At 67.5% G+C, this 22,896-nt stretch carries 24 protein-coding genes, 1 tRNA gene, 1 pseudogene and 1 riboswitch; of the genes and pseudogenes, 14 read left to right on the top strand and 12 right to left on the bottom strand.

Annotated features, from left to right (window positions below; all coding sequences use genetic code 11):
* The first annotated feature begins 12 nt into the window (after positions 1 to 12).
* The gene (locus tag EAH76_RS08050; RefSeq protein ID WP_140849727.1) at positions 13 to 1,122 is read left to right on the top strand and encodes a hypothetical protein; all 1,110 of its coding nucleotides are present in this window, start codon (positions 13 to 15) and stop codon (positions 1,120 to 1,122) included.
* Between the two features lie 41 nt (positions 1,123 to 1,163).
* On the opposite strand, the gene EAH76_RS08045 is transcribed toward EAH76_RS08050, so the two are convergent.
* Positions 1,164 to 2,762, bottom strand: a complete 1,599-nt coding sequence (locus EAH76_RS08045) for a carboxylesterase/lipase family protein (protein ID WP_140849726.1) — start codon at positions 2,760 to 2,762, stop codon at positions 1,164 to 1,166.
* Between the two features lie 248 nt (positions 2,763 to 3,010).
* On the opposite strand from EAH76_RS08045, the gene EAH76_RS23915 reads away from it, so the two are divergent.
* Complete coding sequence (locus tag EAH76_RS23915; RefSeq protein WP_161988993.1) at positions 3,011 to 3,328, top strand: hypothetical protein; 318 nt, start codon at positions 3,011 to 3,013, stop codon at positions 3,326 to 3,328.
* 254 nt (positions 3,329 to 3,582) lie between these two features.
* Here the strand turns inward: EAH76_RS23915 and EAH76_RS08035 are convergent.
* From EAH76_RS08035 to EAH76_RS08020, 4 genes are all read right to left on the bottom strand, one after another.
* Positions 3,583 to 3,658 (bottom strand) — tRNA-Thr (locus tag EAH76_RS08035).
* 18 nt (positions 3,659 to 3,676) lie between these two features.
* Entirely contained in the window at positions 3,677 to 4,537 is an 861-nt protein-coding gene (locus tag EAH76_RS08030; protein ID WP_140849725.1) for a hypothetical protein, read from the bottom strand.
* A complete protein-coding gene (locus EAH76_RS08025; RefSeq protein ID WP_140849724.1) occupies positions 4,534 to 4,878 on the bottom strand; it encodes a hypothetical protein in 345 nt (114 codons plus the stop codon). The genes EAH76_RS08030 and EAH76_RS08025 overlap by 4 nt, the downstream gene beginning before the upstream one ends.
* A complete protein-coding gene (locus tag EAH76_RS08020; RefSeq protein WP_140849723.1) occupies positions 4,875 to 6,185 on the bottom strand; it encodes a replication-associated recombination protein A in 1,311 nt (436 codons plus the stop codon). Before EAH76_RS08020 ends, EAH76_RS08025 begins: the two co-directional genes overlap by 4 nt.
* Positions 6,186 to 6,398: 213 nt before the next feature.
* Here EAH76_RS08020 and EAH76_RS08015 point away from each other — a divergent pair, with 213 nt between their 5' ends.
* Both EAH76_RS08015 and EAH76_RS08010 read left to right on the top strand, forming a co-directional pair.
* Positions 6,399 to 6,977 carry a PadR family transcriptional regulator gene (locus EAH76_RS08015; RefSeq protein WP_194150956.1) on the top strand — a complete coding sequence of 193 codons (579 nt, stop codon included), beginning with the start codon at positions 6,399 to 6,401 and terminating at the stop codon, positions 6,975 to 6,977.
* Positions 6,977 to 7,291, top strand: coding sequence for a DUF2218 domain-containing protein (locus EAH76_RS08010; RefSeq protein ID WP_140849722.1), 315 nt, complete (start codon positions 6,977 to 6,979; stop codon positions 7,289 to 7,291). The genes EAH76_RS08015 and EAH76_RS08010 overlap by 1 nt, the downstream gene beginning before the upstream one ends.
* Before the next feature lie 612 nt (positions 7,292 to 7,903).
* On the opposite strand, the gene EAH76_RS08005 is transcribed toward EAH76_RS08010, so the two are convergent.
* Complete coding sequence (locus EAH76_RS08005; RefSeq protein ID WP_140849721.1) at positions 7,904 to 9,082, bottom strand: glycosyltransferase family 4 protein; 1,179 nt, start codon at positions 9,080 to 9,082, stop codon at positions 7,904 to 7,906.
* Between the two features lie 76 nt (positions 9,083 to 9,158).
* On the opposite strand from EAH76_RS08005, the gene EAH76_RS08000 reads away from it, so the two are divergent.
* Positions 9,159 to 9,863: a glutathione S-transferase N-terminal domain-containing protein gene (locus EAH76_RS08000; RefSeq protein WP_140849720.1), complete on the top strand. Its 705-nt coding sequence runs from the start codon at positions 9,159 to 9,161 to the stop codon at positions 9,861 to 9,863.
* A 3-nt stretch (positions 9,864 to 9,866) separates the two neighbouring features.
* On the opposite strand, the gene EAH76_RS07995 is transcribed toward EAH76_RS08000, so the two are convergent.
* A complete protein-coding gene (locus EAH76_RS07995) occupies positions 9,867 to 10,274 on the bottom strand; it encodes a BLUF domain-containing protein (protein WP_140849719.1) in 408 nt (135 codons plus the stop codon).
* A 168-nt stretch (positions 10,275 to 10,442) separates the two neighbouring features.
* On the opposite strand from EAH76_RS07995, the gene radA reads away from it, so the two are divergent.
* The 5 genes from radA to EAH76_RS07970 are packed head-to-tail and all read left to right on the top strand — an operon-like array spanning position 10,443 to position 15,031.
* The gene (gene radA / locus EAH76_RS07990) at positions 10,443 to 11,816 is read left to right on the top strand and encodes a DNA repair protein RadA (protein WP_140849718.1); all 1,374 of its coding nucleotides are present in this window, start codon (positions 10,443 to 10,445) and stop codon (positions 11,814 to 11,816) included.
* Between the two features lie 43 nt (positions 11,817 to 11,859).
* The gene (locus EAH76_RS07985; RefSeq protein ID WP_140849717.1) at positions 11,860 to 12,429 is read left to right on the top strand and encodes a CvpA family protein; all 570 of its coding nucleotides are present in this window, start codon (positions 11,860 to 11,862) and stop codon (positions 12,427 to 12,429) included.
* 45 nt (positions 12,430 to 12,474) lie between these two features.
* Entirely contained in the window at positions 12,475 to 12,909 is a 435-nt protein-coding gene (locus EAH76_RS07980; RefSeq protein WP_140849716.1) for an iron-sulfur cluster assembly scaffold protein, read from the top strand.
* Complete coding sequence (locus EAH76_RS07975) at positions 12,906 to 14,705, top strand: cation:proton antiporter (RefSeq protein ID WP_140849715.1); 1,800 nt, start codon at positions 12,906 to 12,908, stop codon at positions 14,703 to 14,705. The genes EAH76_RS07980 and EAH76_RS07975 overlap by 4 nt, the downstream gene beginning before the upstream one ends.
* Positions 14,702 to 15,031 (top strand): DUF423 domain-containing protein, encoded by a 330-nt coding sequence (locus EAH76_RS07970; protein WP_140849714.1) that lies wholly within the window; start codon positions 14,702 to 14,704, stop codon positions 15,029 to 15,031. The genes EAH76_RS07975 and EAH76_RS07970 overlap by 4 nt, the downstream gene beginning before the upstream one ends.
* A 160-nt stretch (positions 15,032 to 15,191) precedes the next feature.
* On the opposite strand, the gene EAH76_RS07965 is transcribed toward EAH76_RS07970, so the two are convergent.
* The 4 genes from EAH76_RS07965 to EAH76_RS07950 all read right to left on the bottom strand — a co-directional run bounded on the left by EAH76_RS07965 (position 15,192) and on the right by EAH76_RS07950 (position 18,664).
* Entirely contained in the window at positions 15,192 to 16,550 is a 1,359-nt protein-coding gene (locus tag EAH76_RS07965) for a voltage-gated chloride channel family protein (protein ID WP_140849713.1), read from the bottom strand.
* A gap of 23 nt (positions 16,551 to 16,573) precedes the next feature.
* Positions 16,574 to 16,650: riboswitch (Fluoride riboswitch) on the bottom strand.
* Positions 16,651 to 16,848: 198 nt separating this feature from the next.
* On the bottom strand, positions 16,849 to 16,998 hold the full coding sequence (locus EAH76_RS07960; protein ID WP_140849712.1) for a DUF2256 domain-containing protein: 150 nt from the start codon (positions 16,996 to 16,998) through the stop codon (positions 16,849 to 16,851).
* 23 nt (positions 16,999 to 17,021) lie between these two features.
* Entirely contained in the window at positions 17,022 to 18,113 is a 1,092-nt protein-coding gene (gene aroB / locus EAH76_RS07955; protein WP_140849711.1) for a 3-dehydroquinate synthase, read from the bottom strand.
* Complete coding sequence (locus EAH76_RS07950) at positions 18,110 to 18,664, bottom strand: shikimate kinase (RefSeq protein WP_140849710.1); 555 nt, start codon at positions 18,662 to 18,664, stop codon at positions 18,110 to 18,112. The genes aroB and EAH76_RS07950 overlap by 4 nt, the downstream gene beginning before the upstream one ends.
* Before the next feature lie 85 nt (positions 18,665 to 18,749).
* On the opposite strand from EAH76_RS07950, the gene EAH76_RS24145 reads away from it, so the two are divergent.
* Genes EAH76_RS24145 through EAH76_RS07935 form a run of 4 tightly spaced genes read left to right on the top strand, consistent with a single transcriptional unit; the run spans position 18,750 to position 22,592 of the window.
* Complete coding sequence (locus EAH76_RS24145; protein ID WP_165954491.1) at positions 18,750 to 18,887, top strand: hypothetical protein; 138 nt, start codon at positions 18,750 to 18,752, stop codon at positions 18,885 to 18,887.
* Entirely contained in the window at positions 18,868 to 20,688 is a 1,821-nt protein-coding gene (locus EAH76_RS23910) for a hypothetical protein (RefSeq protein ID WP_161988992.1), read from the top strand. The genes EAH76_RS24145 and EAH76_RS23910 overlap by 20 nt, the downstream gene beginning before the upstream one ends.
* Entirely contained in the window at positions 20,685 to 21,632 is a 948-nt protein-coding gene (locus EAH76_RS07940; RefSeq protein ID WP_277754266.1) for a tyrosine-type recombinase/integrase, read from the top strand. The genes EAH76_RS23910 and EAH76_RS07940 overlap by 4 nt, the downstream gene beginning before the upstream one ends.
* Positions 21,633 to 21,644: 12 nt before the next feature.
* Complete coding sequence (locus EAH76_RS07935; protein WP_140849709.1) at positions 21,645 to 22,592, top strand: acetyl-CoA carboxylase carboxyltransferase subunit alpha; 948 nt, start codon at positions 21,645 to 21,647, stop codon at positions 22,590 to 22,592.
* Positions 22,593 to 22,679: 87 nt separating this feature from the next.
* On the opposite strand, the pseudogene EAH76_RS07930 reads toward EAH76_RS07935, so the two are convergent.
* Positions 22,680 to 22,781 (bottom strand): annotated as a pseudogene (locus EAH76_RS07930) (Flp family type IVb pilin); the annotation flags it as partial.
* Between the last annotated feature and the right edge of the window lie 115 nt (positions 22,782 to 22,896).

Below are 22,896 nucleotides of genomic sequence, written 5' to 3'. Positions count from 1 at the left end.
AGGAAGAGCGCCATGGGACACGCCGTCCGAGCCTCGACCGTTGTGGCGATCGCCGGAATTGGTTTGCTGTCGATGGCGACGGGTGCGTCCGTCGGCGCGCAGCCCGCGCCCGTGCACGAACGCCGTGCCTCGCCCGCAGCGTGTGCGCCGCGCGACGGGCTTACCTTCGTTTGCGGCATTACCCATCCCGAGGATCTGGTCCGCGTGCCTGGCACGCGCTGGGTGATCGCGAGCAGCTTCATCGTCTCGCCGAACGGCGGGCAGCCCGCGCCGCTCTACGCCATCGATGTCACGACGCGGTCGGTTCAGCAGATCGCAGTCGATCTCGCCGCGCCCGCCCATCGCGCGACGGCGGAGTGCCCGGCGCCGCCCACCCAATTTGGCGCGCACGGTCTCGCGATCGGGCCGGGGCGGCAGGGAAAGCCGACGCTTTACGCCGTCAATCATGCTGTGCGCGAATCGGTCGAGATGTTCGAAATCTCGGCGACGCGCGCCAGGGTGGGGCTACGCTGGCTCGGATGTGTGACCTTTGCGTCGAAGCTGTTCCTGAACAGCGTCGCCGCAACCCCCGACGGCGGCTTTGTCGTCACCAATCTGCTCGACCGTACCGATCCCGAACGCTGGCCAAAGATGCGCTCGGGCAGGCCGACCGGGCGCGTGTATCGCTGGGCGCCGGGGCAGGGCATTCGCGCGGTTCCCGAGACTGAATTTGCGGGCGACAACGGCATTCTGGTCGATCCGCGCGGCACGATGTTCGTCGCGGCGTGGGGCGGACATGCCATTATCCGGCTGCGTCGGTGCGGCCAGCATATGTGCACCACGTCGGTGCCGGTTGATTTCCTGCCCGACAATCTACGCTGGGACGCGAACGGCAATATCCTGATCGCCGGCCAGCGACGCGACCTCGCCCACTTTCTCGAGCCCTGCCAGCCCGCGCCCTGCCGCGTGGCGTGGACCGTCGCGCGGCTGGACGTGAAGCGCATGAAAGTCGTCGAACTCGCGAGGGGCGACGGCACTGGTTTTACCGATGCGACGACGGCGCTCGAGGTCGGCGACAGCCTTTGGCTGGGCTCAGCGAGCGACAATCGTATCGCCATCATGGCGAACGATACGGTGCGGTGATTCCGCGGCGCGCCGGTGCGATACCGCGCGCCGCGTGACGGTTACGCGACCAGCAGTTTGCGGAGGTCGGCGTGCGGATCGCTCTCCACGCGACTCTCCAAATTGAAGATCATCGTCTGGCGCCGGGCAAGGTCGTAGCGCGGCCAGGCGGGCGTCGCGGCGGTTTGCGGATTGCCGGTCTTGGCGAATGCGACCCAGGCGGGATGCATCTGCGCCGCCATCCGCGCCGGACCGGGCCCGGTCCCGACGAAATCGGGAACGTTCGCATAGGTGCCGAAGACGAAGGACAGCTCGACCGCATGCCCGGCCTTGAGCCGACCGCCGGCGGCCGGCGCTTCCCAGTCCATCCGGTACATCCACACCGGCGCGCGCTGGCGCAGCTTGCGCTCGGCGAGCTTGATCGAATCGACCCAGAACATCTGGTTGCCGTTGAGGGCGGTCACCAGGTCCCCCGGCGCGTAGCCGGGGTAGGTCGCGCGCAGCGCCGCCGCGATCCTGTTGGGCTGCTTAGCATATTTCTCTTTCACGAACTGTTCGAAACCCGCGTCGGTCTCGCTGGCGAGCGCCGTATTGCCGAGCGCGAACATCGTGCCCTCGTCGCGATTGGTGCCGATGATCAGCGGGACGTCGGCGACCATGTCCTGCGCATCGGGGCTGAACGGCCCGCGCGGAAGCGCGCGCCGGTCGATGCTCGGCACGAAGCCGTCGATCAGGAAGCCGTGCGACGCACGCTTGCTGACCTTCGCCATCGCCGCATCCTGCGCGGCGAAGACCTTCTGCGGGGCCACCGCAGCGAGCGCGGCGACGTCGCCCGGTATGACGGCCAGTTCCTCGGTCAGCGCGCCGCCCAACGCCTGGGCATAGGCGCGCGGGGCGGCATCGAGCGCCGCGCCGCTCTGGATGATCGCCTTGTGGTACAGCCCCTTGGCGACGGGCATGCCGAGCAGCAGCGAGACCTTCGCGCCGCCGCCGCTTTCGCCGAAGATCGTGACATTGTGGGGATCGCCGCCGAATTGCGCGATATTGGTTTTGACCCACTCGAGCGCGGCGACGATGTCGAGCATTCCCGCCAGCCCCGAGGACGCATAGTCGGGGCCCCAGCTGTCGGGCAATTGGGTGAAGCCGAACACGTTGAGGCGATGGTTGAGCGACACCAGCACGACCCCGTCGCGCGCGAAATGGTCGCCCCAATAGGTCGGTCGACCGGCCGCCCCGCTCGCAAATCCGCCGCCGTGCAGCCACACCATCACGGGCCGCTTCGCGGTCAAGGCGCCTGCGGTCCACACGTTGAGGAACAGGCAGTCCTCGCTTTGGGTCTCATCGAACGGCGCGTCGGGCTGGCCCGCGCTCTGGATCGCGGCATTGCCGAACGTGGCGGCATCGACCACCGCGGACCATTTCGCCAACGGCTGTGGCGCGCGGAACCGCAGCGGGCCGAGCGGCGGTGCGGCATAGCGCAAGCCCTTGAACGCCTGCACGCCATCCGCTTCGAACCGGCCACGCACCGGCCCGTTGGACGTCGCGACGACAGTGGTCGCTGAACCGAAATCCTTCGCAAAGGCGGGGAGGGCGGCTACGGCGCCGAACGCGGCGACGGAGCCCATGAGGGTGCGTCGCGTGATCTGATGTGCCTGTGTCATGCCGTCCCTCCAGAATTGCCGAGAGTCTTCGCGGACCCCTTCGTGTTCCCCCCTTACAGGGTCTCAGCGTTTATGGGTCAAGCGCCTCGGCGGCCACCACATTTTCGCTTCCACCGGACGGTCAGTGCTTTCTGTGTGGCAGAGGCGGCGGCCATACCGGCGCCGATCCCCGAAACCCTTCGGTCGCCCTAGGGCCGGTTTGGCAAGAACTTTGGACCTGAACGAATTTCCGGTTTCGGGGAGCGGCGATGTCGGATCAGATGTCGCCTTTTGGGTCGTCTCAGACACAGGCGCGTTCGGCCATCTGGTTTCGTCTTCTGCTGCATCACGATCGCGCGATCCCGATTGCGGCCTCCGGCGCCGATGTCGCCAATGCGATCCTTCACGACATCGAAACTGCGCAGCTTGCTGTCGACCGCGAAATCGAAGAGCGCTCGATTTCGCAGGTGCCGGTGTTGGTCAAGCCAGCAGCGAGTTGCCTAAACTTGCTGCGGATTACGTGCGCGCTTTGTACCCAGGACGCCGCCCTTGTTCCAAGAGCGGAGCTCGTGGACGGTCGCTGCTGAGAGTGGTTCACGAATGATTCGTCCATCGGAGTTTGCCGAACTTACTGCCTCCGCTGCCGTTGCAGAGGCGCGCAGTTTCCGGCGAACAGCCGACACGCTGAATAACCAGGTCACAAATCGGGACACAAACAAGCCAAAACAGGTCACAAGACCTGTCCAAGTGAGTCTAGCCGGATCTAAATCGGGCGAACCCTTCAGCCGACTTTAAGATTTCCGGATCAATGCGTTACGGTCCGAATCTCGAGGATTCGAAGTGGTGCCGGCTGCAGGAATCGAACCCGCGACATCCAGTTTACAAAACTGGCGCTCTACCAACTGAGCTAAGCCGGCACTTGGACGCTAAATGCGTCAGGATATGCCGAAGGTCCAGCCCTCGGTGCGGGCAATTTCGGGCGTCAGCGCATTTGGCTGCCACAAATCGGCGCGCGCGGCATTCGCGCGGAGCCAGGCGGCGGTGAGGATCGCGTCGGTCGCATGGTCGCTATAGCGGGCGAGCGGGAGATGCGCCCGGCTGCCGAGCACAGCGAGCGCCGCGTCGAGCGCGGCGGCGTCGCGCAGCTTGCTCCGTCCCTTGCGCACGCCAGCGGCGCGCGCGGCGATCGTCGTGTAGATCTCGACGACGCAGGCGCCGCTGTGCGGGACAGGGTCGATCGGCCAGACGGGGAGGGCGGGGCCGAGATGATGGAGCAGCCGCATTCCGGCGAAACTCGCTTTGGCGACCTGCGCCGCGCCGATCGCGTCATAGACGGTCGAGGGTTTGGCGAAGCCGGCGGCGGTGTGGTGCGCCTCGCACGCGCGGAAGTGGAGGAAATCGGCCTTGGTGCCGTCGGCCGCGCCGAGATAGAAATGCGTGCCGCGGCGCGCCTCGAGGAACGAGGCGGCACCGAGATCGGCATCGCCGCTCTGCGCATCGACATAGGCCCAGAAGGCGCGCGCCGTCGTCGGCGTGGGCTCGCCGGGAAGATAGGCGCCGCGCGCGATGTGGGGCGGCGCGAAGCTGAAGTCGAAGCCGACCAGCAGCGGCGTATCCGACTGGTCGCGCAGCCACTGCAGGATCTCGGCGCGCGACCACAGCCCGCGCGGCGGCGTGACCAAAATTGGCGCCGCCGTGCCCGTTTCGCACAGCGCCAGCGCGATGCCGGGGTGGCGCGCGCCTTTGGCCCCGGACCAGTCGATCGCGGCGAAGCGGGTGAAATGGGTCGGGATCACGCCTTTTTGCGCGGCTTGTTCGGCTTGCGCGCGGCTGCCTGGTCGCGCGCGCGTGCGACCATCTCGGCGACGCGCGTCGGATCTTCGTTGTCGTAGCGGACGAGCAAAGCGGGCCAACCCTCGTAATGCGGCGTCTGCCAGAAGGTGGCGGGGTCGGTCTCGAGCAGCAGCGCCTTGGTATCGGTGTCGATCGACAGGACGAACGATCCCGCCTCACGGCCCGTCGAGACGAAGGCCCGGCCGTTCGACGCGACGCTGACCGCCGGGCCACCATAATAGGTCGCGGCGATCGTGTCGGGTAACGTCAGTGCAAAGGCGACGAGCGAGTCCCAATCCTTCATTGCCCGTCCTTCAGGCTCGCCCACCACGCCATCCGCTCGGCGATGCGCTTTTCGACGCCGCGGTCGGTCGGCACGTAGAAGGTCTGCGGCTCCATCTCGGCGGGCCAATAGTTCGACCCCGAAAAGCCCTCCGCGGTATCGTGGTCATAGGCATAGCCCTTGCCGTAGCCGATGTCCTTCATCAGCTTGGTCGGCGCGTTGAGGATGTTCTCGGGCGGCATCAGCGATCCGGTCTCGCGCGCCGATTTCCAGGCGGCCTTCTGCGCCTTGTAGGCGGCGTTCGATTTGGGCGCGGTCGCGAGATACAGGCACGCCTGCGCGATCGCGAGCTCGCCCTCGGGGCTGCCGAGGAAATCATAGGCATCCTTGGCGGCGAGGCATTGCGTCAGCGCGTTCGGATCGGCGAGGCCGATATCCTCGACCGCCATCCGGATCATCCGCCGCAGCAGATAGAGCGGCTCCTCGCCCGCGGTGAGCATCCGCGCGAGATAATAGAGCGCCGCCTGCGGGTCAGATCCGCGCACGGCTTTGTGGAGCGCGGAGATGAGGTTGTAATGCCCCTCGCGATCCTTGTCGTACACCGCGACGCGGCGTTGCAGGAAGGCGGAGAGGCCGGCGGGGTCGAGCGGCTCGGGCAGGTTCACCGCGAACAGCGTTTCGGCTTGATTGAGCAGGAAGCGGCCGTCGCCATCGGCGCTGGCGATCATCGCATCGCGCGCTTGCGGGGTGAGCGGGAGCGGCTGCTCCTCGATCTGCTCGGCGCGATCGAGCAATTTGCCGAGGGCAGCGTGGTCGAGCCGGTGGAGGATCAGCACCTGCGCGCGGCTGAGCACCGCGGCGTTGAGCTCGAACGACGGGTTCTCGGTGGTCGCGCCGACCAGCGTGACGGTGCCGTCCTCGACATAGGGCAGGAAGCCGTCCTGCTGCGCGCGATTGAAGCGGTGGATCTCGTCGACGAACAGCAAGGTGCGCTTGCCGATCCGCGCATGGTCGCGCGCCTCGGCGAACGCCTTTTTAAGATCGGCGACCCCTGAGAACACCGCCGAGATCGCCAGAAAGCGCAGGCCCACCGCATCGGCGAGCAGCCGCGCGATCGTCGTCTTGCCGGTGCCGGGCGGGCCCCACAGGATCATCGACGACAGCCGCCCGGCGGCGACCATCCGCCCGATCGCGCCTTCCGGCCCGGTGATGTGCTCCTGTCCGACCACCTCGGCGAGGGTGGTGGGGCGGAGGCGGTCGGCGAGTGGCGCTGTGGCGCTCACCGCCTCGGCGGCGGGTGGATCGAAGGCAGCGAAGAGATCGGGCATGTCTGGAAGATAGGGTGTGCGGAGCGGAAGTCACGCGTCGCCCCGGCGCCGCTGCGGTTTGAGGCGTTGGCAGCGCGGGGGCAGCGCAGGGACATCGAGCGGCCCCGGCCTGCGCCGGGGCGACGAACTTTTTTCCAAGATATATCTTGAACGATCAAAACGAAGATATATCTTAGCGCTATCGAATCACTAGAAAGGAACGATATGTTTGGAATGCACAAACGCGCCGGTCACCGTATGGACGGGCATCATCACATGGGCATGCATCGCGGCTTCGGCGGCGGGCGTGGCCATGGTCGAGGCGAGGGCGAGGGCCGTGGTGGTCCCCGCGGCCGGCGCATGTTCGACGGCGGCGAGCTCCGGCTCGTGCTGCTCAAGCTGATCGCCGACGAGCCGCGTCACGGCTATGACCTGATCCGCTCGATCGAGGAGCTGACCGGCGGCGCCTATGCGCCGAGCCCGGGGGTGGTCTATCCCACGCTCACCCTGCTCGACGAAATGGAGCTGATCGAGGTCGGCCAGGCCGAGGGCGCCAAGAAGCGCTTCGCGATCACCGCCACCGGCACCGCGCATCTCGCGGACAATGCCGAACTGGTCGAGGCGCTGTTCGCCCGGCTCGCCGAGGTCGGCGCCGAGCGGGCGCGGACCGACAGCGCTTCGGTCCGTCGCGCGATGGGCAATCTGCGCGAGGTGCTGATGCACAAGCTGCGCGCCGAGGAGCTCGACAAGGAAACGCTCCACCAGCTCGTCGCACTGATCGACGACGCCGCGCAGAGGATCGAGCGGCTGTGATGGCGTATGTGGCGACAGCGCGCGTGCCGACCGCGTCGGCGAGCAAATACCTCCAGCAGACGTGCAAGCATTGGGAGCATAATCTGGCGGTGACGTTCACCCCCGAACACGGGACGATCGTCTTCCCCAAGGACGCGCGCGGCGCCGATCATCCCGGCGATGCCACCGTCACCTTCGATGCGCATCCCGATACGCTCGAGGTGCGGATCGACGCGACGTCGGAGGCGCAGCTCGAGGGACTGAAGGGCGCGGTCGCGCGCCATGTCGATCGCTTCGCGTTCCGTGAGGCGCCTTTGGCATACGACTGGGGCTGATTGCGCCGATCACCAGCGGGTACTGGATGGAGGGAGGCCTGTATCGCCTCCCTCTTTTCGTCTCCGGACAAGTAGCCGCAAGCGACCCTGCGAGGTCGTAGACTCAAAAGGCGGCTATTCCGCTTACGCCCAATCACCGCCACTCGTTTCTGTGGCAGCGGCCCGTTAGACGCTTAAGCCAAGAGCCACGCCGATGACTGTCATCGATAAGATTGCAAGCATCATCGGAGCCGTCAGCACTCTCGGCTTTGGCCTTCGGTGCCAAGCTGGTGGCTCAAACTCGTCCAGAGAGCGCAGGCGTTTATGGCTGGGCATCCGCCAAGCCGTCACTCGTCGCGCGCATCGCATAGCGGAAAACTGCTATCACCCGATCCCGAAGGAAGAGCGATGACACAGTGGGCGCAGGTTGCCGAAGGCGCGTTTCGATCGCCAGTTTCGGCTACGCGTCCTTCCCGCCTGTCGGCGTGCGATCTTCTCTTTTCAGCTTCAGTAAACGACATTGCTCGGTCCCTTTGACGCAAGGTGCTGACCGAAAAAGTTTAACAACTTCTTCCCACCACGTTTCGCCGTTCAGCCCACGCGTAAGTAGAGAGCATTTTATGGGTCTGCGCCCTAGGCGGCTTGCGCAACGCTGGTCTGAGCCGTCCCAGCGCGGCGTTCCAGCACCTTGAGATAGGTGTCGAGCACGACCTGGTTGATCCGCTCCCACTGATAGGTCGCCGCCTCGGCATGACCTGCCGCGCCCGCACTGCGGCGGAAAGCGTCATCCTCGCAGAAGCGCTGCAAGGCGTCGGCATAGCCTTCGATATCGGTCGGCGGGACGATCAGCCCGGTCACGCCATCGGCAATCAGCCCGACCGCACCCGAGGCACGCGCCGCGACCACTGGCACGCCCGCCGCCATTGCTTCCAAAGTGACGTTGCCGAAGGTCTCGGTCAGGCTCGGATTGAAGAACACGTCCATCGACGCGACCGCGCGGCCGAGATCGTCGCCGGTCAGATAGCCCGCGAACACCGCATTGGGCGCCTGCTGCGCGAACCAGTCGCGCGCGGGCCCTTCGCCGACGACGAAGGTGCGATACTTGACGCCGCGCTGGTCGAGCACGCGCAGCGCCTGCGCGAACACATCGAGGCCCTTTTCCTTGACCAGCCGGCCGAGGAACCCGACCGCGATTTCGTCATCGCCGATGCCGAGGCTGCGCCGCCAGGCGAGATCGCGCCGCGCCGGGTTGAAGCGATCGTGATTGACCCCACGCGACCAGCGCGTGACCGGCGTCGGCACACCCCAGTCCTGGAGGATCTCGCCCATCATCTGGCTCGGCGCGAGCACTTCGTCGACGCGGCTGTAGAAGCGCGCCTGCGCGCGGATCATGATCGGCACGAGGAAACCGAGCCCGTAATAGCTCATATAGGTCTCGAACCGCGTATGGTACGAGGCGACGCACGCGATATTGTGCTTCTCGGCATAGTCGAGCGCCTTGTGGCCGAGCCGATCGGGTGCCGAGAGATGGATGAGGTTGGGCTTGAACGCCGCGAGATCGCGCCGCACGCGATTGCCCATGCCGCGGGTCAATTTGTATTCGCCGCGCAGCGGGATCTTGATCGACGGCGCGCTGACCAGATCGCCGGTCGGCGGGAAGGCCGGGGTGCGGCTGGTGGGTGCGTAAATGCGGACCTTGACCCCGCGGCTGAGCAGATGGCCGACGAGCAGGTTGAGCGTCTGGTTGGCACCATCACGCGTATAATTATAGTTGCCGCTGAACAGCGCCACACGGAGATCGGAAGCTTGCATCGGATGGCGCCATAGCGAAGCGCGGGGCTCGTGACTATCTCCCGTACCGCATCGCGCCGCGCTCAAGGATTTCCCTATGTCCGATCTCTCCGCTTTCCCGATCACCCAGCGCTGGCCCGCTGAGCATCCCGAGCGGCTGCAACTCTATTCGTTGCCGACCCCGAATGGCGTGAAGGTGTCGATCCTGCTCGAAGAGACCGGGCTGCCCTATGAAGCGCATCTGGTCGATTTCGCGAAGGACGATCAGAAAAGTCCCGAGTTCGAATCGCTCAACCCCAATGGCAAAATCCCGGCGATCCTCGATCCGAACGGCCCCGGCGGCCAGCCGCTGGCCTTGTTCGAATCGGGCGCGATCCTGCTCTATCTCGCCGAGAAGACCGGACAGTTCCTGCCGAGCGATCCGGTCGCGCGGCTGCAGGCGATCCAGTGGGTGATGTTCCAGATGGGCGGCGTCGGCCCGATGTTCGGGCAGGTCGGCTTCTTCGTGAAGTTCGCCGGCAAGGACTTCGAGGATAAGCGCCCGCGCGATCGCTATGTTGCCGAGGCCAAGCGGCTGCTCGGGGTGATGGACGCCGCGCTTGCCGGCAAGACCTGGTTCCTGGGCGACGCCTATACGATCGCCGACATATCGATGCTTGGTTGGGTCAACGGGCTGGTCAATTTTTACGGCGCGGGTGAGCTTGTCGGGTTCGACGCGTTCGCCAACGTCAAGGCGTGGCTGGCGCGCGGGCTCGCGCGGCCGGCGGTGCAGCGCGGGCTGCATATTCCCGCGCGGCCATAGCCATCATGCGGCGGCGTGGACCTGTGCGAAGCCCTCGAAATAGCCGCGCAGACTTGGGTCGGTGACCGGCGCGAGCAGTTGCGCGACGGTTTCGGGGAGCGTCGCGTCGCCGCGCACCGCACCGCCGCGCGCATAGCCCATCGACCATTCGCCGAAGCTCGGCGCCGCGATGTCGGTCCGCGACAGGACGACGACGGCGTGATGCCGTGGGTCCTGCTTGATCCGCTCGAACACCGCGTCGATCGCGCCCTCGGCGCCCTCGAGTACTTGCAGGAAGCGTCTGCCGCCGGCGACCAGCAAGCCCGTCACACCGACCGCGGCATTGTTGCGCCGTGATATGCGGAGGATCTCTTCCAGGTCACCGGCCGTGAAGGTGGTTCGGGTGCTGCTGATGTAGATGAGGCGGCGCATAAGGGAACTCCGGGGGACGTCCCTTCTTCCCGCGACAGATGCAAAGAGCGGGTTAATATTGCTGGGTGATTGATCTCGATCATCTAATTGCTGAGCGAACGCGCGATCAAGCGCCGCGGTACCGAAAGTCTGTTCCCCTCTCGTTCCGAATTGGCTATGGGCTGACGCATGGCCAAACCTCAGAAACGCTATGTCTGCCAGGCGTGCGGATCGGTCTCGCACCGCTGGCAGGGGCAGTGCGCCGATTGCGCCGAATGGAACACGCTGGTCGAGGAGGCCGGTGGCGGAACCGTCACGCCGTTCCAGGCCAAGCATAACCTCCAGTCGGGCGGGCGGACGATGACGCTGGTCGGGCTCGACGCCGATATCGCGCTGCCCGAGCGGATGACGTCGGGGATCGCCGAGCTCGACCGCGCGCTCGGCGGCGGGTTCGTCGAGGGCTCGGCGACGCTGATCGGGGGCGATCCCGGCATCGGCAAATCGACGCTATTGCTCCAGGCGGCGGCGAAGATGGCGCTCGCGGGCCTCCGCGTCGCCTATGTCTCGGGCGAGGAGGCGGCCGACCAGGTACGGCTGCGCGCGCGGCGGCTCGGGCTGGGGCACGCGCCGGTGCAGCTCGCCGCGGCGACCTCGACGCGCGACATCCTGACGACGCTGGGGCAGGGGCAGCCGCCCGCTCTGCTCGTGATCGATTCGATCCAGACGATGCACAGCGACCTGATCGAAGGTGCGCCGGGCACGGTCAGCCAGGTGCGCGCGTCGGCGCAGGAATTGATCCGTTTCGCCAAGGAGCGCGGGACGGCGGTGGTGCTGGTCGGCCATGTCACCAAGGACGGGTCGATCGCCGGGCCGCGCGTGCTCGAGCATATGGTCGACACCGTGCTGAGCTTCGAGGGCGAGCGCAGCCACCAATATCGCATTCTCCGCGCGATCAAGAACCGCTTCGGTGGCACCGACGAGATCGGCGTGTTCGCGATGGTGGCGGAAGGCTTGTCCGAGGTCGGCAATCCCTCGGCGCTCTTCCTGACGCAGCGCGACGAGGGCGTGACGGGGACGACGGTGTTCCCCGCGCTCGAGGGAACGCGGCCCGTGCTGATCGAAATCCAGGCGCTGGTCGTGCGCCTCGCAAGCGGCGCGACGCCGCGGCGCGCGGTGGTCGGCTGGGACAGCGGTCGGCTGGCGATGGTGCTCGCGGTGCTCGAGGCGCGCTGTGGCCTCAGTTTCTCGACGAGTGAGGTCTATCTCAACATCGCCGGTGGCTACCGCGTGCAGGATCCCGCGGCCGATCTCGCGGTTGCGGCGGCGTTGATCTCGGCCTTGTCCGAACGGCCGGTGCCCGCCGATGCGGTGGTGTTCGGCGAGCTTGCGCTGTCGGGTGAGGTGCGACCCGTCGCGCATGGTGCGTTGCGCTTGAAGGAGGCGGGCAAGCTCGGTTTCGAGCGCGCGTTGCTGCCCGCTGCGGTGCAGGACGACAAGAGCGGGTTGAAGCTGACCGGCTTCCGCACGCTCGGCAGTTTCGTCGAGCATATGCTCGGGCGCTAACAGACCCTCGACTTCTGCCACCGCTCGCGGATAAGGCGCGAAGATGCATCTTACCGCGCTCGATATCCTCGTCCTGCTCACCGTCGGCGGATCGGCCACGCTTGGGCTGGTGCGTGGGTTCGTTACCGAGGTGCTGTCGCTGTTCGCGTGGGTGGCGATCGTCTTCGCGGTCAAGCTGTTCCATCTGCCGCTGACGCACGCGCTGACCGGCATGGTCGGCACGACGACCGGCGCCGCGGTGCTGGCGTTCGCGATCCTCGGTGGCGTGACCTATTTCGGCGGGCGGATGGTGGCCAATGCGATCGGCGCGCGGACGCGCGATTCGATCCTCGGCCCGGTCGACCGCGCGCTCGGCTTCGGTTTCGGCGCGTTGAAAGGGCTGATCCTCGCGAGCCTCGCCTTCCTGCTCGTCGTGCTGATGACCGACACGATGAGCGGCGGCCCGACGCACCGGCCCGAATGGCTGACCCAGGCCAAGGTCTATCCGTTGCTCAACACGACCAGCGCGAGCATCGCCGATTTCGTCGATCGCCGCCGCCGGGGCGAGCCGGTGTTCGGCCCGAACTATGCCTCCCCCAAGCGCGACGCCGAAACGAACACCGCATCCGATTGAGCGCGGCGGGGTGACGCGCGCGGCGGTCTTGCCTACATAGGCGGCATGACCGCGCCGCTCTACACCACCGAGATCCTCCGCCTCTCGACGACGATCCCGCATCACGCGCGCCTGCCCGATCCGATGGGCACGTCCGAGAAGCGCTCGCCGATCTGCGGCAGCCGGGTGACGGTCGACGTCAATATGGATCGCGACGGCCGCATCGCCGAGCTCGGGATGCTCGTGCGCGCCTGTGCGCTGGGGCAGGCATCAGCGTCGCTGATGGGCGCCGAAGTGATCGGCAAGACCCCCGCCGAGATCGCCGCGGCGCGCGATGCGCTTGCCGCCTGGCTGGCGGGTGACGGCGCGCTTCCGGACTGGCCGGGGTTCGAGCTCTTCACCCCGGCCTTGCCGCACAGCGCGCGGCACGCGTCGATCCGGCTCGCCTTCGAGGCCGCCGCCGAAGCCGCACAGACCGCCGCCGCAAAGGCGCCGGCATGAACGAGTCGCTGCTGCTCGACGGGGTCATCCTCGGCGGCTTCGCGCTCGTCTTCGTCCTGATCTTCCGTCGCTTCGGGCTCGGTGCGACGCTCGGCTATCTCGTCGCGGGCGCGGTGGTCGGGCCGCAGGTGCTGCATCTCGTCGGCAATGCCGAATCGAAGATGGGGATCGCCGAGCTCGGTATCACGCTGCTGCTGTTCATCGTCGGGCTCGAACTTAATCCGACGCGGCTGTGGGCGCTCAAGAAGGAGATTTTCGGGCTCGGCCTGATGCAGGTCGTGCTGTGCGGGCTCGCCGTGACGGGGGTTGTATGGCTTTCGACGCGGCTCGGCGGATCGGCGGCGCATTTCACCTGGGCCGCCGCGCTCGTGCTCGGCCTGCCGCTGGCGTTGTCATCGACCGCGCAGGTGCTGCCGATGCTGCAGTCCGCCGGGCGGCTGCGCACGCCGTTCGGCGAGCGCGCCTTTTCGATCCTGCTGTTCCAGGATCTGTCGATCGTCCCACTGATCACGCTCGTGACCGTCTTGTCGCGCAATCCAGCCGACGCCGGCGGACCGCCGGGATGGCTGCTCTTTCTCTACACCGTCGGTGCGGTGGCAGGGCTGGTCGCCGCCGGGCGTTTCCTGTTGCGGCCGCTGTTCCGCATCATCGGCAATCTCGGCGAGCGCGAGATGTTCGTGTTCGCCGCGCTCTTCACCGTGATCGGTGCGGCGGCGATCATGGAATCGCTCGGCCTGTCGACCGCGCTCGGCGCGTTCGTCGCGGGCGTGATGCTCGCCGACAGCCCGTATCGGCATGAGCTCGAGGCCGATGTCGAGCCGTTCCGCTCGATCCTGCTCGGGCTGTTCTTCCTCGCGGTCGGGATGATGCTCGATCTCCACGCGATCGCCGAGCGGCCGTTCTTCGTGATCGGCATGGCGCTCGCGCTGATCGCGACCAAGGCGCTGATCATCTTCGGCATCGGCATGCTGTTCAAGATGAAGTGGCGCGCCGCGCTCGCGCTCGGCCTGTTGCTGAGCCAGGGCGGTGAGTTCGGCTTCGTCTTGTTTGCGCAGGCGCAGCACGCCTTCCTGATCGCACCCGAGGCGGCAAGCCTGTTCGGCGCGATCGTCACGCTGTCGATGGCGACGACGCCGTTCCTGATGATGATCACGCAGCGCATCCGCGAGGAGCCGATCATCGCCGGCGAGCGCGACGGGCCGACCGCCGACGGTGCGAACGCGCTGATCGTCGGCTATGGGCGCTTTGGCCAGACGGTCGCGCAGATGCTGATCGCGCAGGGCGTGCCGGTGACGCTGATCGATACCGATATCGAGATGATCGACATCGCCTCCGAGTTCGGCGCGAAGGTCTATTATGGCGACGGGACGCGGATGGACCTGCTGCGCCAGGCGGGGGCAGGCGAGGCTGAGCTCATCATGTTCTGCATGGACGGCGACCAGATTTCTGCCGATCTCGTCAAAGGCGTGAAGGAAGCGTTCCCGCAAGCCTCGATCTACGTCCGCGCCTATGATCGCCGCGCGGTGATCAAGCTCAAGGGCGCACCGCTTGATGGCGTGGTGCGCGAAGTGCTCGAATCGGCGGTGAAGATGGGACGGATGGCGCTGAAGAGCATCGGCGTCGACCAGGCCGAGATCGATCGCACCGAGGAAACCTATCGCCGCAAGGACAAGGAGCGGCTGCGCGCGCAGGTCGCCGCGGGCGACATCCGCGTCGCGCGCGATACGATCATCACGCAGGACGAGCGCGAATCGGCGCTGCCCGAGGATGAAGCATCGGTGGAGGAACCGCGATGAACTGGATCGCGATCATCGCGGGGCTGTCGGGTGCGCTGGCGATCGGTGCCGGGGCGTTCGGGGCGCATGGTGCTGGCAAGGAAGCGGCCGAGTGGCTCAAGACCGGCGCGCATTACCAGCTGATCCACGCGGTCGCGGCGCTGGTCGCGCTGCGGATGGAAGCGCGCGGGCCGGCGTGGCTGTTTCTCGTCGGCGGGGCGGTGTTCGCGGTGTCGCTCTATCTGATGGCGCTCGGCGCGCCGCGCTGGTTCGGTGCGATCACGCCGATCGGCGGCGCGGCGCTGATCGCCGGCTGGCTGTGGCTGGCATGGGCGGCGCGGGGCTGAGCAGCGCGCGGGTCGGTTGACCCGATCGACCTTCCCGACGTGCGATCGGTCTGTGGTGGCTGAAGCGGAGATGGATGTGCTGCGGGACGGCATTGATGATGCCATCTGCCTTCGCTGGGAAGCGATCGCGCCTCGGGCGTGCTTTCGATGAGGATGGGGATCAGGGACGCGTGCGACGGCGCGCTGCACGATCGGTCCGCGCGTCGCGCAGCGTAGCGTTGGGGGCAAGGCCACCCCCCGGCACCTTCGGCACGGCGACGCGCTGCGACAAATAGATGCCGGTGTGACCCGAGCAGAGGTACGCGACGAAGCAGGCGACCGCGATCGGGACGGCATAGGCCGCGCCGAACAGCTCGATCCCCATGAAGGTGCAGGCGAGCGGGGTGTTGGCCGCGCCCGCAAACAGCGCCACGAAACCGATCGCGGCGAACACGCCGGTCGGCACGCCGAACATCGGGGCCAGCGCGTTGCCGAGCGCTGCGCCGATGAAGAACAGTGGCGTGACCTCGCCGCCCTTGAAGCCCGAGCTCAGCGTGACGACGGTGAAGAGCAGCTTGAGCGCCCAGCTCCACGGATGCGTGTCGGGGCCGAAAAAGCTGAAGATGGTGAGGCCGCCGGGCGTCGCCGCCAGCGTGCCGAGGCCAAGGTAATCGCGCGTGCCGACCAGATAGACGAGCGCAATGACCGCAACGCCGCCGATAACGGGACGCAACGGACCATAGGGCACGATCCGCTTGAGCCATCCGCCGAGCGCATGATTGGCTTCGGCAAAGGCAAGGCCGACCAGTCCGAACGCCACGCCCGCGATCCCCGCCTTGGCGACGAGCAGCGCATCGACTGGCACCACCGCATCGATGCGATACACGCCGTGGTGGATGCCCCAGGCAAGGCAGGTCCAGTCCCCGACCAGTGCGGCGACTAAGCACGGCACCAGCGCGCGATATTCGACGCGCCCGATCGCCAGCACCTCGAGCGCGAACACCGCGCCAGCGATGGGCGTGCCGAACACGGCACCGAACCCGGCAGCAATCCCGGTCATCAGCAGGACTTGCGTATTCTCGGCATCGAGCTTCAGCGCGCGGCCGAAGCCGCTGGCAATGCTCCCGCCGAGCTGGACGGCGGTGCCTTCGCGCCCGGCCGATCCGCCGAACAGATGCGTCACCACCGTGCCGAAAAAGATCAGCGGCGCCATGCGCAGCGGCACGCCGCCCCCCGGTTCGTGGATCTGTTCGACGATCAGGTTATTGCCGCCCTCCACCGAGCGGCCGCTCAAGTGATAGAGCAGCCCGACCGCAAAGCCTCCGACGGGCAGCAGGTACAGCAGCCACGGAGCGGCGAACCGCACCCGTGTCACGGCGTCGAGGCTCCACAGGAAGGCGGCGCACAGCGTGCCGACCGTGGCTGCCATCGGCACCAGGATAAGCGCCCAGCGCAGCACCGATACGGCATGGCCGTGCCGATTGCGGACGAACGCCGCCACATTCAGGTCGTCGAAGAGATTGCGAAATGTCGCGCGCACGTTTCCTCCTTGCTGCCTTACGGCGCCTGGTAGGAATCATCGGCCCTTGCGAGGGCGGTTCGGCCGAATGGCCCGGCGGAAATCCATCGCCGTTGGTGCGCATATGTCGTCCGAGCGTACGCTCGTCAACGGCCGGTTGTGGTTAAACGTCCCGTTCGAGCATCCTTTTCGGGAAAGTCGGAAATGGCCTGCGGCGTCGCCTATCGCGACCTGCCGTGTCGAAGGCGGACACGACGGAAACGCGCACCTGGTGCCGCCCCCCGCATCTCCAGCACGTCACCCCGATCGTCCCGCGCGCTCACCCGCTCTTGCTGGCGCGGCGGCAGCGGTCCGAGCAATAGACGACGTTGTCCCAGTCGCGCGCCCATTTCTTGCGCCACGCGAAGGGGCGCTGGCAGACCGGGCAGATCTTCTCGGGCAGGTTCGCCTTGGCGATGCCTTGGGGCATTGGGGACGCCTCCTTTTTACGTCTTAGGCGTCGAGGAACGCCCGCACGTCGGCCAGATCCACCGATGTGTCGAGGAAGGTCGCGCCGATCCCGCGTGCGAGCAGGAAGGGGAGGGTGCCCGCGTCCATCTTCTTGTCGTGGAGCATGTGCGCCACCAGCGTCTCGCCGTCCGCCGCGATCCCCGCCGTTGCCACGTCGTCGGGCAGGCCGATCGCGCGCAGATGTGCCGCGACCCGCTCGGCGTCGATCGCCGGCGCGAGGCCGTGCGCGGCCGAATAGCCGAACGCCAGTGCCATCCCGGCGGCGACGCCTTCGCCGTGGAGCAGCCGATCGGAGAAGCCGGCCTCGGCCTCGAGCGCATGGCCGAAGGTGTGGCCGAGATTGAGCAGCGCACGCTTGCCGGTCGTCTCGCGCTCGTCCTCGGCGACGATCCGCGCCTTGGCGGCGACCGAATGCGCGATGGCATAGGCGCGCGCGGCGGAGTCGCCAGCGAGCAGTGCCGGGGCATTGGCCTCGCACCAGTCGAAGAAAGCGGGATCGTCGATCAGACCGTATTTGACGACCTCGGCATAGCCGGCGCGGACGTGGCGCAGCGGCAGCGTGTCGAGCACGTCCGGGTCGATCAGCACCAAAGCGGGCTGGTGGAACGCGCCGACGAGGTTCTTGCCGGCGCGCGAATTGATCGCGGTCTTGCCACCGACCGACGAATCGACCTGCGCGAGCAGCGTGGTCGGGATCTGGACGAAGCCGCAGCCGCGCTTGAGGATGCTGCACGCGAAGCCGACGAGATCGCCGATCACGCCGCCACCCAGCGCCACGACATGATCGCCGCGCTCGATGCCGAGGTCGATCAGCCGGTCGGTGAGCTGTTCGAGCATCGCCCAGCTCTTGGTGCCCTCGCCCGGCGGCAGCACGATCGCCTCGCTTTCGACGCCGGCCGCGGTGAGCGATGCCTGTAGCGTCGCCAGATGCTGCAGCACGTTCTCGTCGGTGACGATCGCCATCCGCCGCCCGCGCGACAGCGGTTTCAGCCACTCGGCGGCGCGCGCCAGCACGCCGGCTTCGATCACTACGTCATAGCTGCGCGAACCGAGCGCCACGGGAATGGTCGTCATATCTTGCCGAGCGCTTTCAGGATGGTGTTGACCGTCGCGTCATGCGGCGCGCGGTGGCTGGAGACGCGGAGATGCGCGGTCGCGTAGAACGGGTTGCGGACGCGCGCCAGTTCTTCGAGCACCGCGAGCGGGTCGCGGTTGCGCAGCAGCGGGCGCGTGTCGCGGCGCGAAACGCGCTCGACCAGCACCGCCGGCTTGGCATCGAGCCAAATCGCAAAGCCGTTCGACAGGATCGCGGCGCGGGTTTCGGGATCGACGAAGGCACCGCCGCCGGTGGCGATCACGCGGCGCTCGCCATCCATCAGCCGCGCGATGACGCGGCGTTCGCCGTCGCGGAAATGCGCTTCGCCGAATCGCTCGAAGATTTCCGCCACCGCCATCCCGGCGGCGATCTCGATCTCGGTGTCGGCATCGACGAAGGGCAGGCCGAGGCGGGTCGCAAGCCTGCGTCCGACGGTCGATTTGCCAGCCCCCATCAATCCGACCAGCACGATCGGCTGGCCGTTCCAGCGGGGCGGTTCGGGCGGGGTGGGGGCGGGGCTTTGCAACATCGAAGCGAGCGCTATACAGCGCACCTGCGTCTCGGGCAAAAGCTTGGTCGTTGCCCATTTTCAGTTTGTTGCAGGTTGTGAGCCCATGCCCCGTTCGATCGTCGCTCTCATCGTCGTCCTCGTGGTGGTGGTCGCTTTGCTGTTCGGCCTGTCGCGCCTGTCGCACGAAAAGCCGCTGAAGCATGTCGAGAAGGCCGTCCCGCTTGCGAATCTCCAGAAGTAAGGTCGCGCTGGCTGCGCTTGCCGCAGCATTGGCGATCCCGGCTTTAGGCCAGGACAAGCCCGAATCGATTCTTCCGCCCGGCTTCGGTGATCCGACGCCGGCGCCGAGCGCACCGCGTCCGCGCGCCGTCCAGCCGATTCGGCCCGAGGCGGCCGCCACGCCGGTGGCGCGTCCGGTCGGGCCGGTCATCGCGCCGACGTTGCCTGACGCGCCCGATGCCGAGCCGACGCCGCTCGAAACGCCGACCCCGACCGCAACCCCGCCTGCCGCGACCGATTTCGCCGCATTCGTTCGCGCCGACATGCCGGCGTATGCCCGCCGCTCGCTGGCGCAGGTCGGCGTCGTCGGCCCCGCACAGGGCGCTATGGCGGCCGATGCGTTCGGTCGCGCCGATGGTCGCTATCTCGAGACGCTGATGCGACGGTTGAACCCGCCGGTCGCGTCGCGCTGGGTCTCGATCGCGCTGCGCCGCGCCCTGCTCGCGCGCGTCGATACCCCGCGCGGCGTCAACGGCGCCGATTTCGCCGCCGAACGCGCGTGGTTGCTGGTGCGGATGGGCGAATCGGTTGCTGCCCGCGCGATGGTCCAGGCGGTCGATACCGAAGATTATACGCCCAAGATGTTCGTCGCGGCGATGCAGGCCGCGCTTGCGGCGGGCGATCCCGCAGCTCTGTGCCCAGCGGTCGAGGCGGGCGCGACTCTCGGTGCAGAGCGTGGCTGGATCCTCGCGCGGGCCATCTGCGCGGGGCTGTCGGGGATGCCCGCCAAGGTGCAGCCGTTGCTGACCCAGGCGCGGCGCTCGCGGCTGGCCGGTGGCGTCGATCTGCTGCTCGCGCAGAAGGTCGCTGGGGCGGGGCAGAGCGGCCGCCAGGCGGTGACGATCGAGTGGGACGATGTCTCGCAACTGACGTCGTGGCGCTACGGTCTCGCGATGGCGTCGGGGGTCGAGATCCCCGCGACGTTGCTCGCGACGGGCACGCCTGCGGTCGATGGCTGGCGTGCGCTGGCGCCGACGCTCGCGCCGGGCGTCCGCGCGGCGGCGGCCGAACTCGCCACGGCGCGCGGCATCCTGTCGAGCGCGGCGCTGATCGACCTGTACAGCGCGATCGACGCGGGCGACGACCAGTCGATCGCCGAGGCCGGCATCGCCCGCGACCTGCGCGCCGGTTACGACGCGAGCGATGTCGCGGCGCGCGCCGATGCGCTCAAGCGGCTGTGGGACGAACCCAAGACCTATGAAGGCCGCTACGCTCGGCTCGTGCTGACCGCGGGTGCGGCGGCACGGTTGCCGCAGACGCTCGAAAAGCCCGATACCGACCGGATCGTCGCGTCGATCCTGAGCGCCGGGCTCGACCCGCGCGCGATGCGCTGGCGCGAGAAGGCCGAGCGCGGCAGCAACGCCTGGGCGCTGCTGACGTTGGTCGACCCGTCCGAGCCGGTGACGAGCTATGACGAGGTCAGCGCCTATGCCGGCGCGAACGATTCGGACGGGCTCAAGCGGCGGATGTTCTTTGCCGGGCTCGCGGGGCTCGGCCGGATGTCGGCGAGCGAAGTCGAGCGCGGCGCGCGGACGCTCGGCGTGCGCGTCGGGCGGGAGGACAGCTGGACGCGTGCGCTCAACACGGCGGCGGTCGATCGCGAGCCCGGGACGGTCGCCTTATTGTCGGCGGTCGGGATGCAGACGCGGCTGTGGCGGGGCGTTTCGCCCGAAGCGCTGTATCACATCGTGCGGGCGCTGCGCGCGGTCGGTTTGCCGGGCGAGGCCAAGATGGTCGCCGTCGAGGCGATGAGCCGGCTTTGACCGAAGTGTCCGCAGCGGGCGGGGATCGCGCGCTGATCGGGCGGTTTCTCGAGATGATGGCCGCCGAATCGGGCGCGGCGAAGAATACCGTGCTCGCCTATCGCAGCGATCTCGAGCTCGCCTCGCGTTTTCTCGAGGGGCGGTTGTGCGATGCCGGCGCCGACGATCTCGCGCGGCTCGGTGCGGAATGGCTCGCGCTGTCGAAGGCGAGCGTGGCGCGCAAGTCGGCGGCGTTGCGGCGCTTTTTCGCCTTCCTGGCGGAGGAGGGGTTTCGCAGCGACGATCCCGGGGCCGCGCTGCCGCGTCCCGGCGCATCGCGCGGCCTGCCCAAGGTGCTCGACCATGCCGATATCGACCGGCTGTTCGAAGCGATCGCCGCGCGAATCGCGCGCGACCCGCCCGATCCCAACGACCTGCGGCTCGCGGCCTTGGTCGAGCTGCTCTATGGGTCGGGGCTGCGTGCGACCGAGCTGATGTCGCTGCCGCGGCGCGCGGTGGCGCCCGACCGGCCGTACCTCATCCTGCGCGGCAAGGGCGGCAAGGAGCGGCTCGTCCCCCTGTCCGATCGCGCGCGCGCGGCGGTGGCGGTGTGGCGGCAGCATGTTGCCGAGGAGAGCCCGTGGCTCTTCCCCTCGGGCAAGAGCCATCTCAGCCGGATCCGGCTCTATCAACTGCTCAAGGGCCTGGCGGCGGAGGCGGGGATTCCGCCCGATCGGGTCAGCCCGCACGTGCTGCGGCACGCCTTTGCGACGCATCTGCTCGCGGGCGGGGCCGATCTGCGCGCGCTGCAATCGATGCTCGGCCACGCCGACATCGCCACCACCGAAATCTATACGCATGTCGATGCGAGCCGGCTGGTCGAGCTCGTCAATGCCCGGCATCCGCTGGGCGAGGCGCAAGATCGTTTGGCGGCGCGCGTTGACGCCAAGCGACGCGGGGCTTAACCGCCGCTGGCTATGGCAAGTTTCCTCGATTTCGAAAAACCGATCGCCGAGCTCCAGGGGCGGATCGACGAGCTGCGCGAGACCGCGTCCGAAGGCACCGTCGATATCGCCGCGGAAGTCGGCAAGCTCCAGGCAAAGTCCGACAAGCTGCTGCGCGACACCTATGCCAGGCTGACCCCGTGGCAGAAGGCGCAAGTCGCGCGTCACGGCGACCGGCCGCATTTCAAGAACTATGTCGCCGGGCTGTTCGAGGATTTCATGCCGCTCGCGGGCGACCGTGCGTTCGGCGACGACCAGGCGATCCTCGGCGGCTTCGCGACGTTCAGAGGGCGCCGCATCCTCGTGATCGGTCACGAGCGCGGCGACGATACCGCCAGCCGACTCAAGCACAATTTCGGGATGGGCAAGCCCGAAGGCTATCGCAAGGCGATTCGCCTGATGCAGCTCGCCGATCGCTTCGGCCTGCCCGTCGTGACCCTGGTCGACACCAACGGCGCCTTTCCCGGCATCCAGGCCGAGGAGCGCGGCCAGGCCGAGGCGATCGCGCGCTCGACCGAGGCGTGCCTTGCGCTCGGCGTGCCGATGGTCGCGGCGGTGGTCGGCGAGGGCGGATCCGGGGGCGCGATCGCGCTTGCGGCCGGCAATATCGTGATGATGTTCGAACACGCCATCTATGCGGTGATCACGCCCGAGGGCTGCGCGTCGATCCTGTGGCGCACCGCCGACAAGGCGCCCGAGGCGGCCGAGGCGATGAAGATCACCGCGCAGGATCTCAAGGGTCTCGGCGTGATCGACACGATCGTGCCCGAGCCGCTCGGCGGCGCGCAGCGCGATCCGGCCACGGCGATCGCCGCGCTGGGCGATGCGATCGAGGCGGCATTGGTCAAGCTCGACGGCAAGACCGCGGCAGAATTGCGCCGCAGCCGGCGCGAGAAGTTTCTGGCGATGGGGCGGCTCTAGGCGGCGCGTCCGCCCCCCGGCGTCAATTGGATTTCATATGCCCGACACGGTGGTGAAGGTCACGGCAAGCGGATTGCCCAGGCCTTACATCGCGGCGACCGCGGCAACCGCGATCAGTGCGGCGATGAGACCATATTCGATCGCAGTCGCGCCTTTTGTATTATGCCATAGCCTGCCCAGCAGTCGCATCGCACGTCTCCCTGACAATCCTTATAGATTGGACGGAGTACGAGGCGGATGCGGGGCCAGAAAAATCGCGCATAGCCCGGCAACGCATCGTCGCTGGAGCCAAACGAAAACGGGC

Source organism: Sphingomonas glacialis (assembly GCF_006439055.1).
GTDB lineage: Bacteria > Pseudomonadota > Alphaproteobacteria > Sphingomonadales > Sphingomonadaceae > Sphingomonas > Sphingomonas glacialis_A.
Note: the sequence above shows the minus strand (reverse complement) of the source record. Positions and strands in the feature narration are given on the sequence as shown.

Coding starts and splice junctions, on each gene's coding strand:
- EAH76_RS07935 (WP_140849709.1), top strand. CDS start 21,645: ATGGCAAGTTTCCTCGATTTCGAAAAACCGATCGCCGAGCTCCAGGGG.
- EAH76_RS07995 (WP_140849719.1), bottom strand. CDS start 10,274: ATGCGCCGCCTCATCTACATCAGCAGCACCCGAACCACCTTCACGGCC.
- EAH76_RS08010 (WP_140849722.1), top strand. CDS start 6,977: ATGGCGTATGTGGCGACAGCGCGCGTGCCGACCGCGTCGGCGAGCAAA.
- EAH76_RS07950 (WP_140849710.1), bottom strand. CDS start 18,664: ATGTTGCAAAGCCCCGCCCCCACCCCGCCCGAACCGCCCCGCTGGAAC.
- EAH76_RS08025 (WP_140849724.1), bottom strand. CDS start 4,878: ATGAAGGATTGGGACTCGCTCGTCGCCTTTGCACTGACGTTACCCGAC.
- EAH76_RS08005 (WP_140849721.1), bottom strand. CDS start 9,082: ATGCAAGCTTCCGATCTCCGTGTGGCGCTGTTCAGCGGCAACTATAAT.
- EAH76_RS08020 (WP_140849723.1), bottom strand. CDS start 6,185: ATGCCCGATCTCTTCGCTGCCTTCGATCCACCCGCCGCCGAGGCGGTG.
- EAH76_RS08000 (WP_140849720.1), top strand. CDS start 9,159: ATGTCCGATCTCTCCGCTTTCCCGATCACCCAGCGCTGGCCCGCTGAG.
- radA (WP_140849718.1), top strand. CDS start 10,443: ATGGCCAAACCTCAGAAACGCTATGTCTGCCAGGCGTGCGGATCGGTC.
- EAH76_RS08015 (WP_194150956.1), top strand. CDS start 6,399: ATGCACAAACGCGCCGGTCACCGTATGGACGGGCATCATCACATGGGC.
- EAH76_RS07985 (WP_140849717.1), top strand. CDS start 11,860: ATGCATCTTACCGCGCTCGATATCCTCGTCCTGCTCACCGTCGGCGGA.
- EAH76_RS08050 (WP_140849727.1), top strand. CDS start 13: ATGGGACACGCCGTCCGAGCCTCGACCGTTGTGGCGATCGCCGGAATT.
- EAH76_RS07970 (WP_140849714.1), top strand. CDS start 14,702: ATGAACTGGATCGCGATCATCGCGGGGCTGTCGGGTGCGCTGGCGATC.
- aroB (WP_140849711.1), bottom strand. CDS start 18,113: ATGACGACCATTCCCGTGGCGCTCGGTTCGCGCAGCTATGACGTAGTG.
- EAH76_RS07960 (WP_140849712.1), bottom strand. CDS start 16,998: ATGCCCCAAGGCATCGCCAAGGCGAACCTGCCCGAGAAGATCTGCCCG.
- EAH76_RS07975 (WP_140849715.1), top strand. CDS start 12,906: ATGAACGAGTCGCTGCTGCTCGACGGGGTCATCCTCGGCGGCTTCGCG.
- EAH76_RS07980 (WP_140849716.1), top strand. CDS start 12,475: ATGACCGCGCCGCTCTACACCACCGAGATCCTCCGCCTCTCGACGACG.
- EAH76_RS23915 (WP_161988993.1), top strand. CDS start 3,011: ATGTCGGATCAGATGTCGCCTTTTGGGTCGTCTCAGACACAGGCGCGT.
- EAH76_RS08045 (WP_140849726.1), bottom strand. CDS start 2,762: ATGACACAGGCACATCAGATCACGCGACGCACCCTCATGGGCTCCGTC.
- EAH76_RS24145 (WP_165954491.1), top strand. CDS start 18,750: ATGCCCCGTTCGATCGTCGCTCTCATCGTCGTCCTCGTGGTGGTGGTC.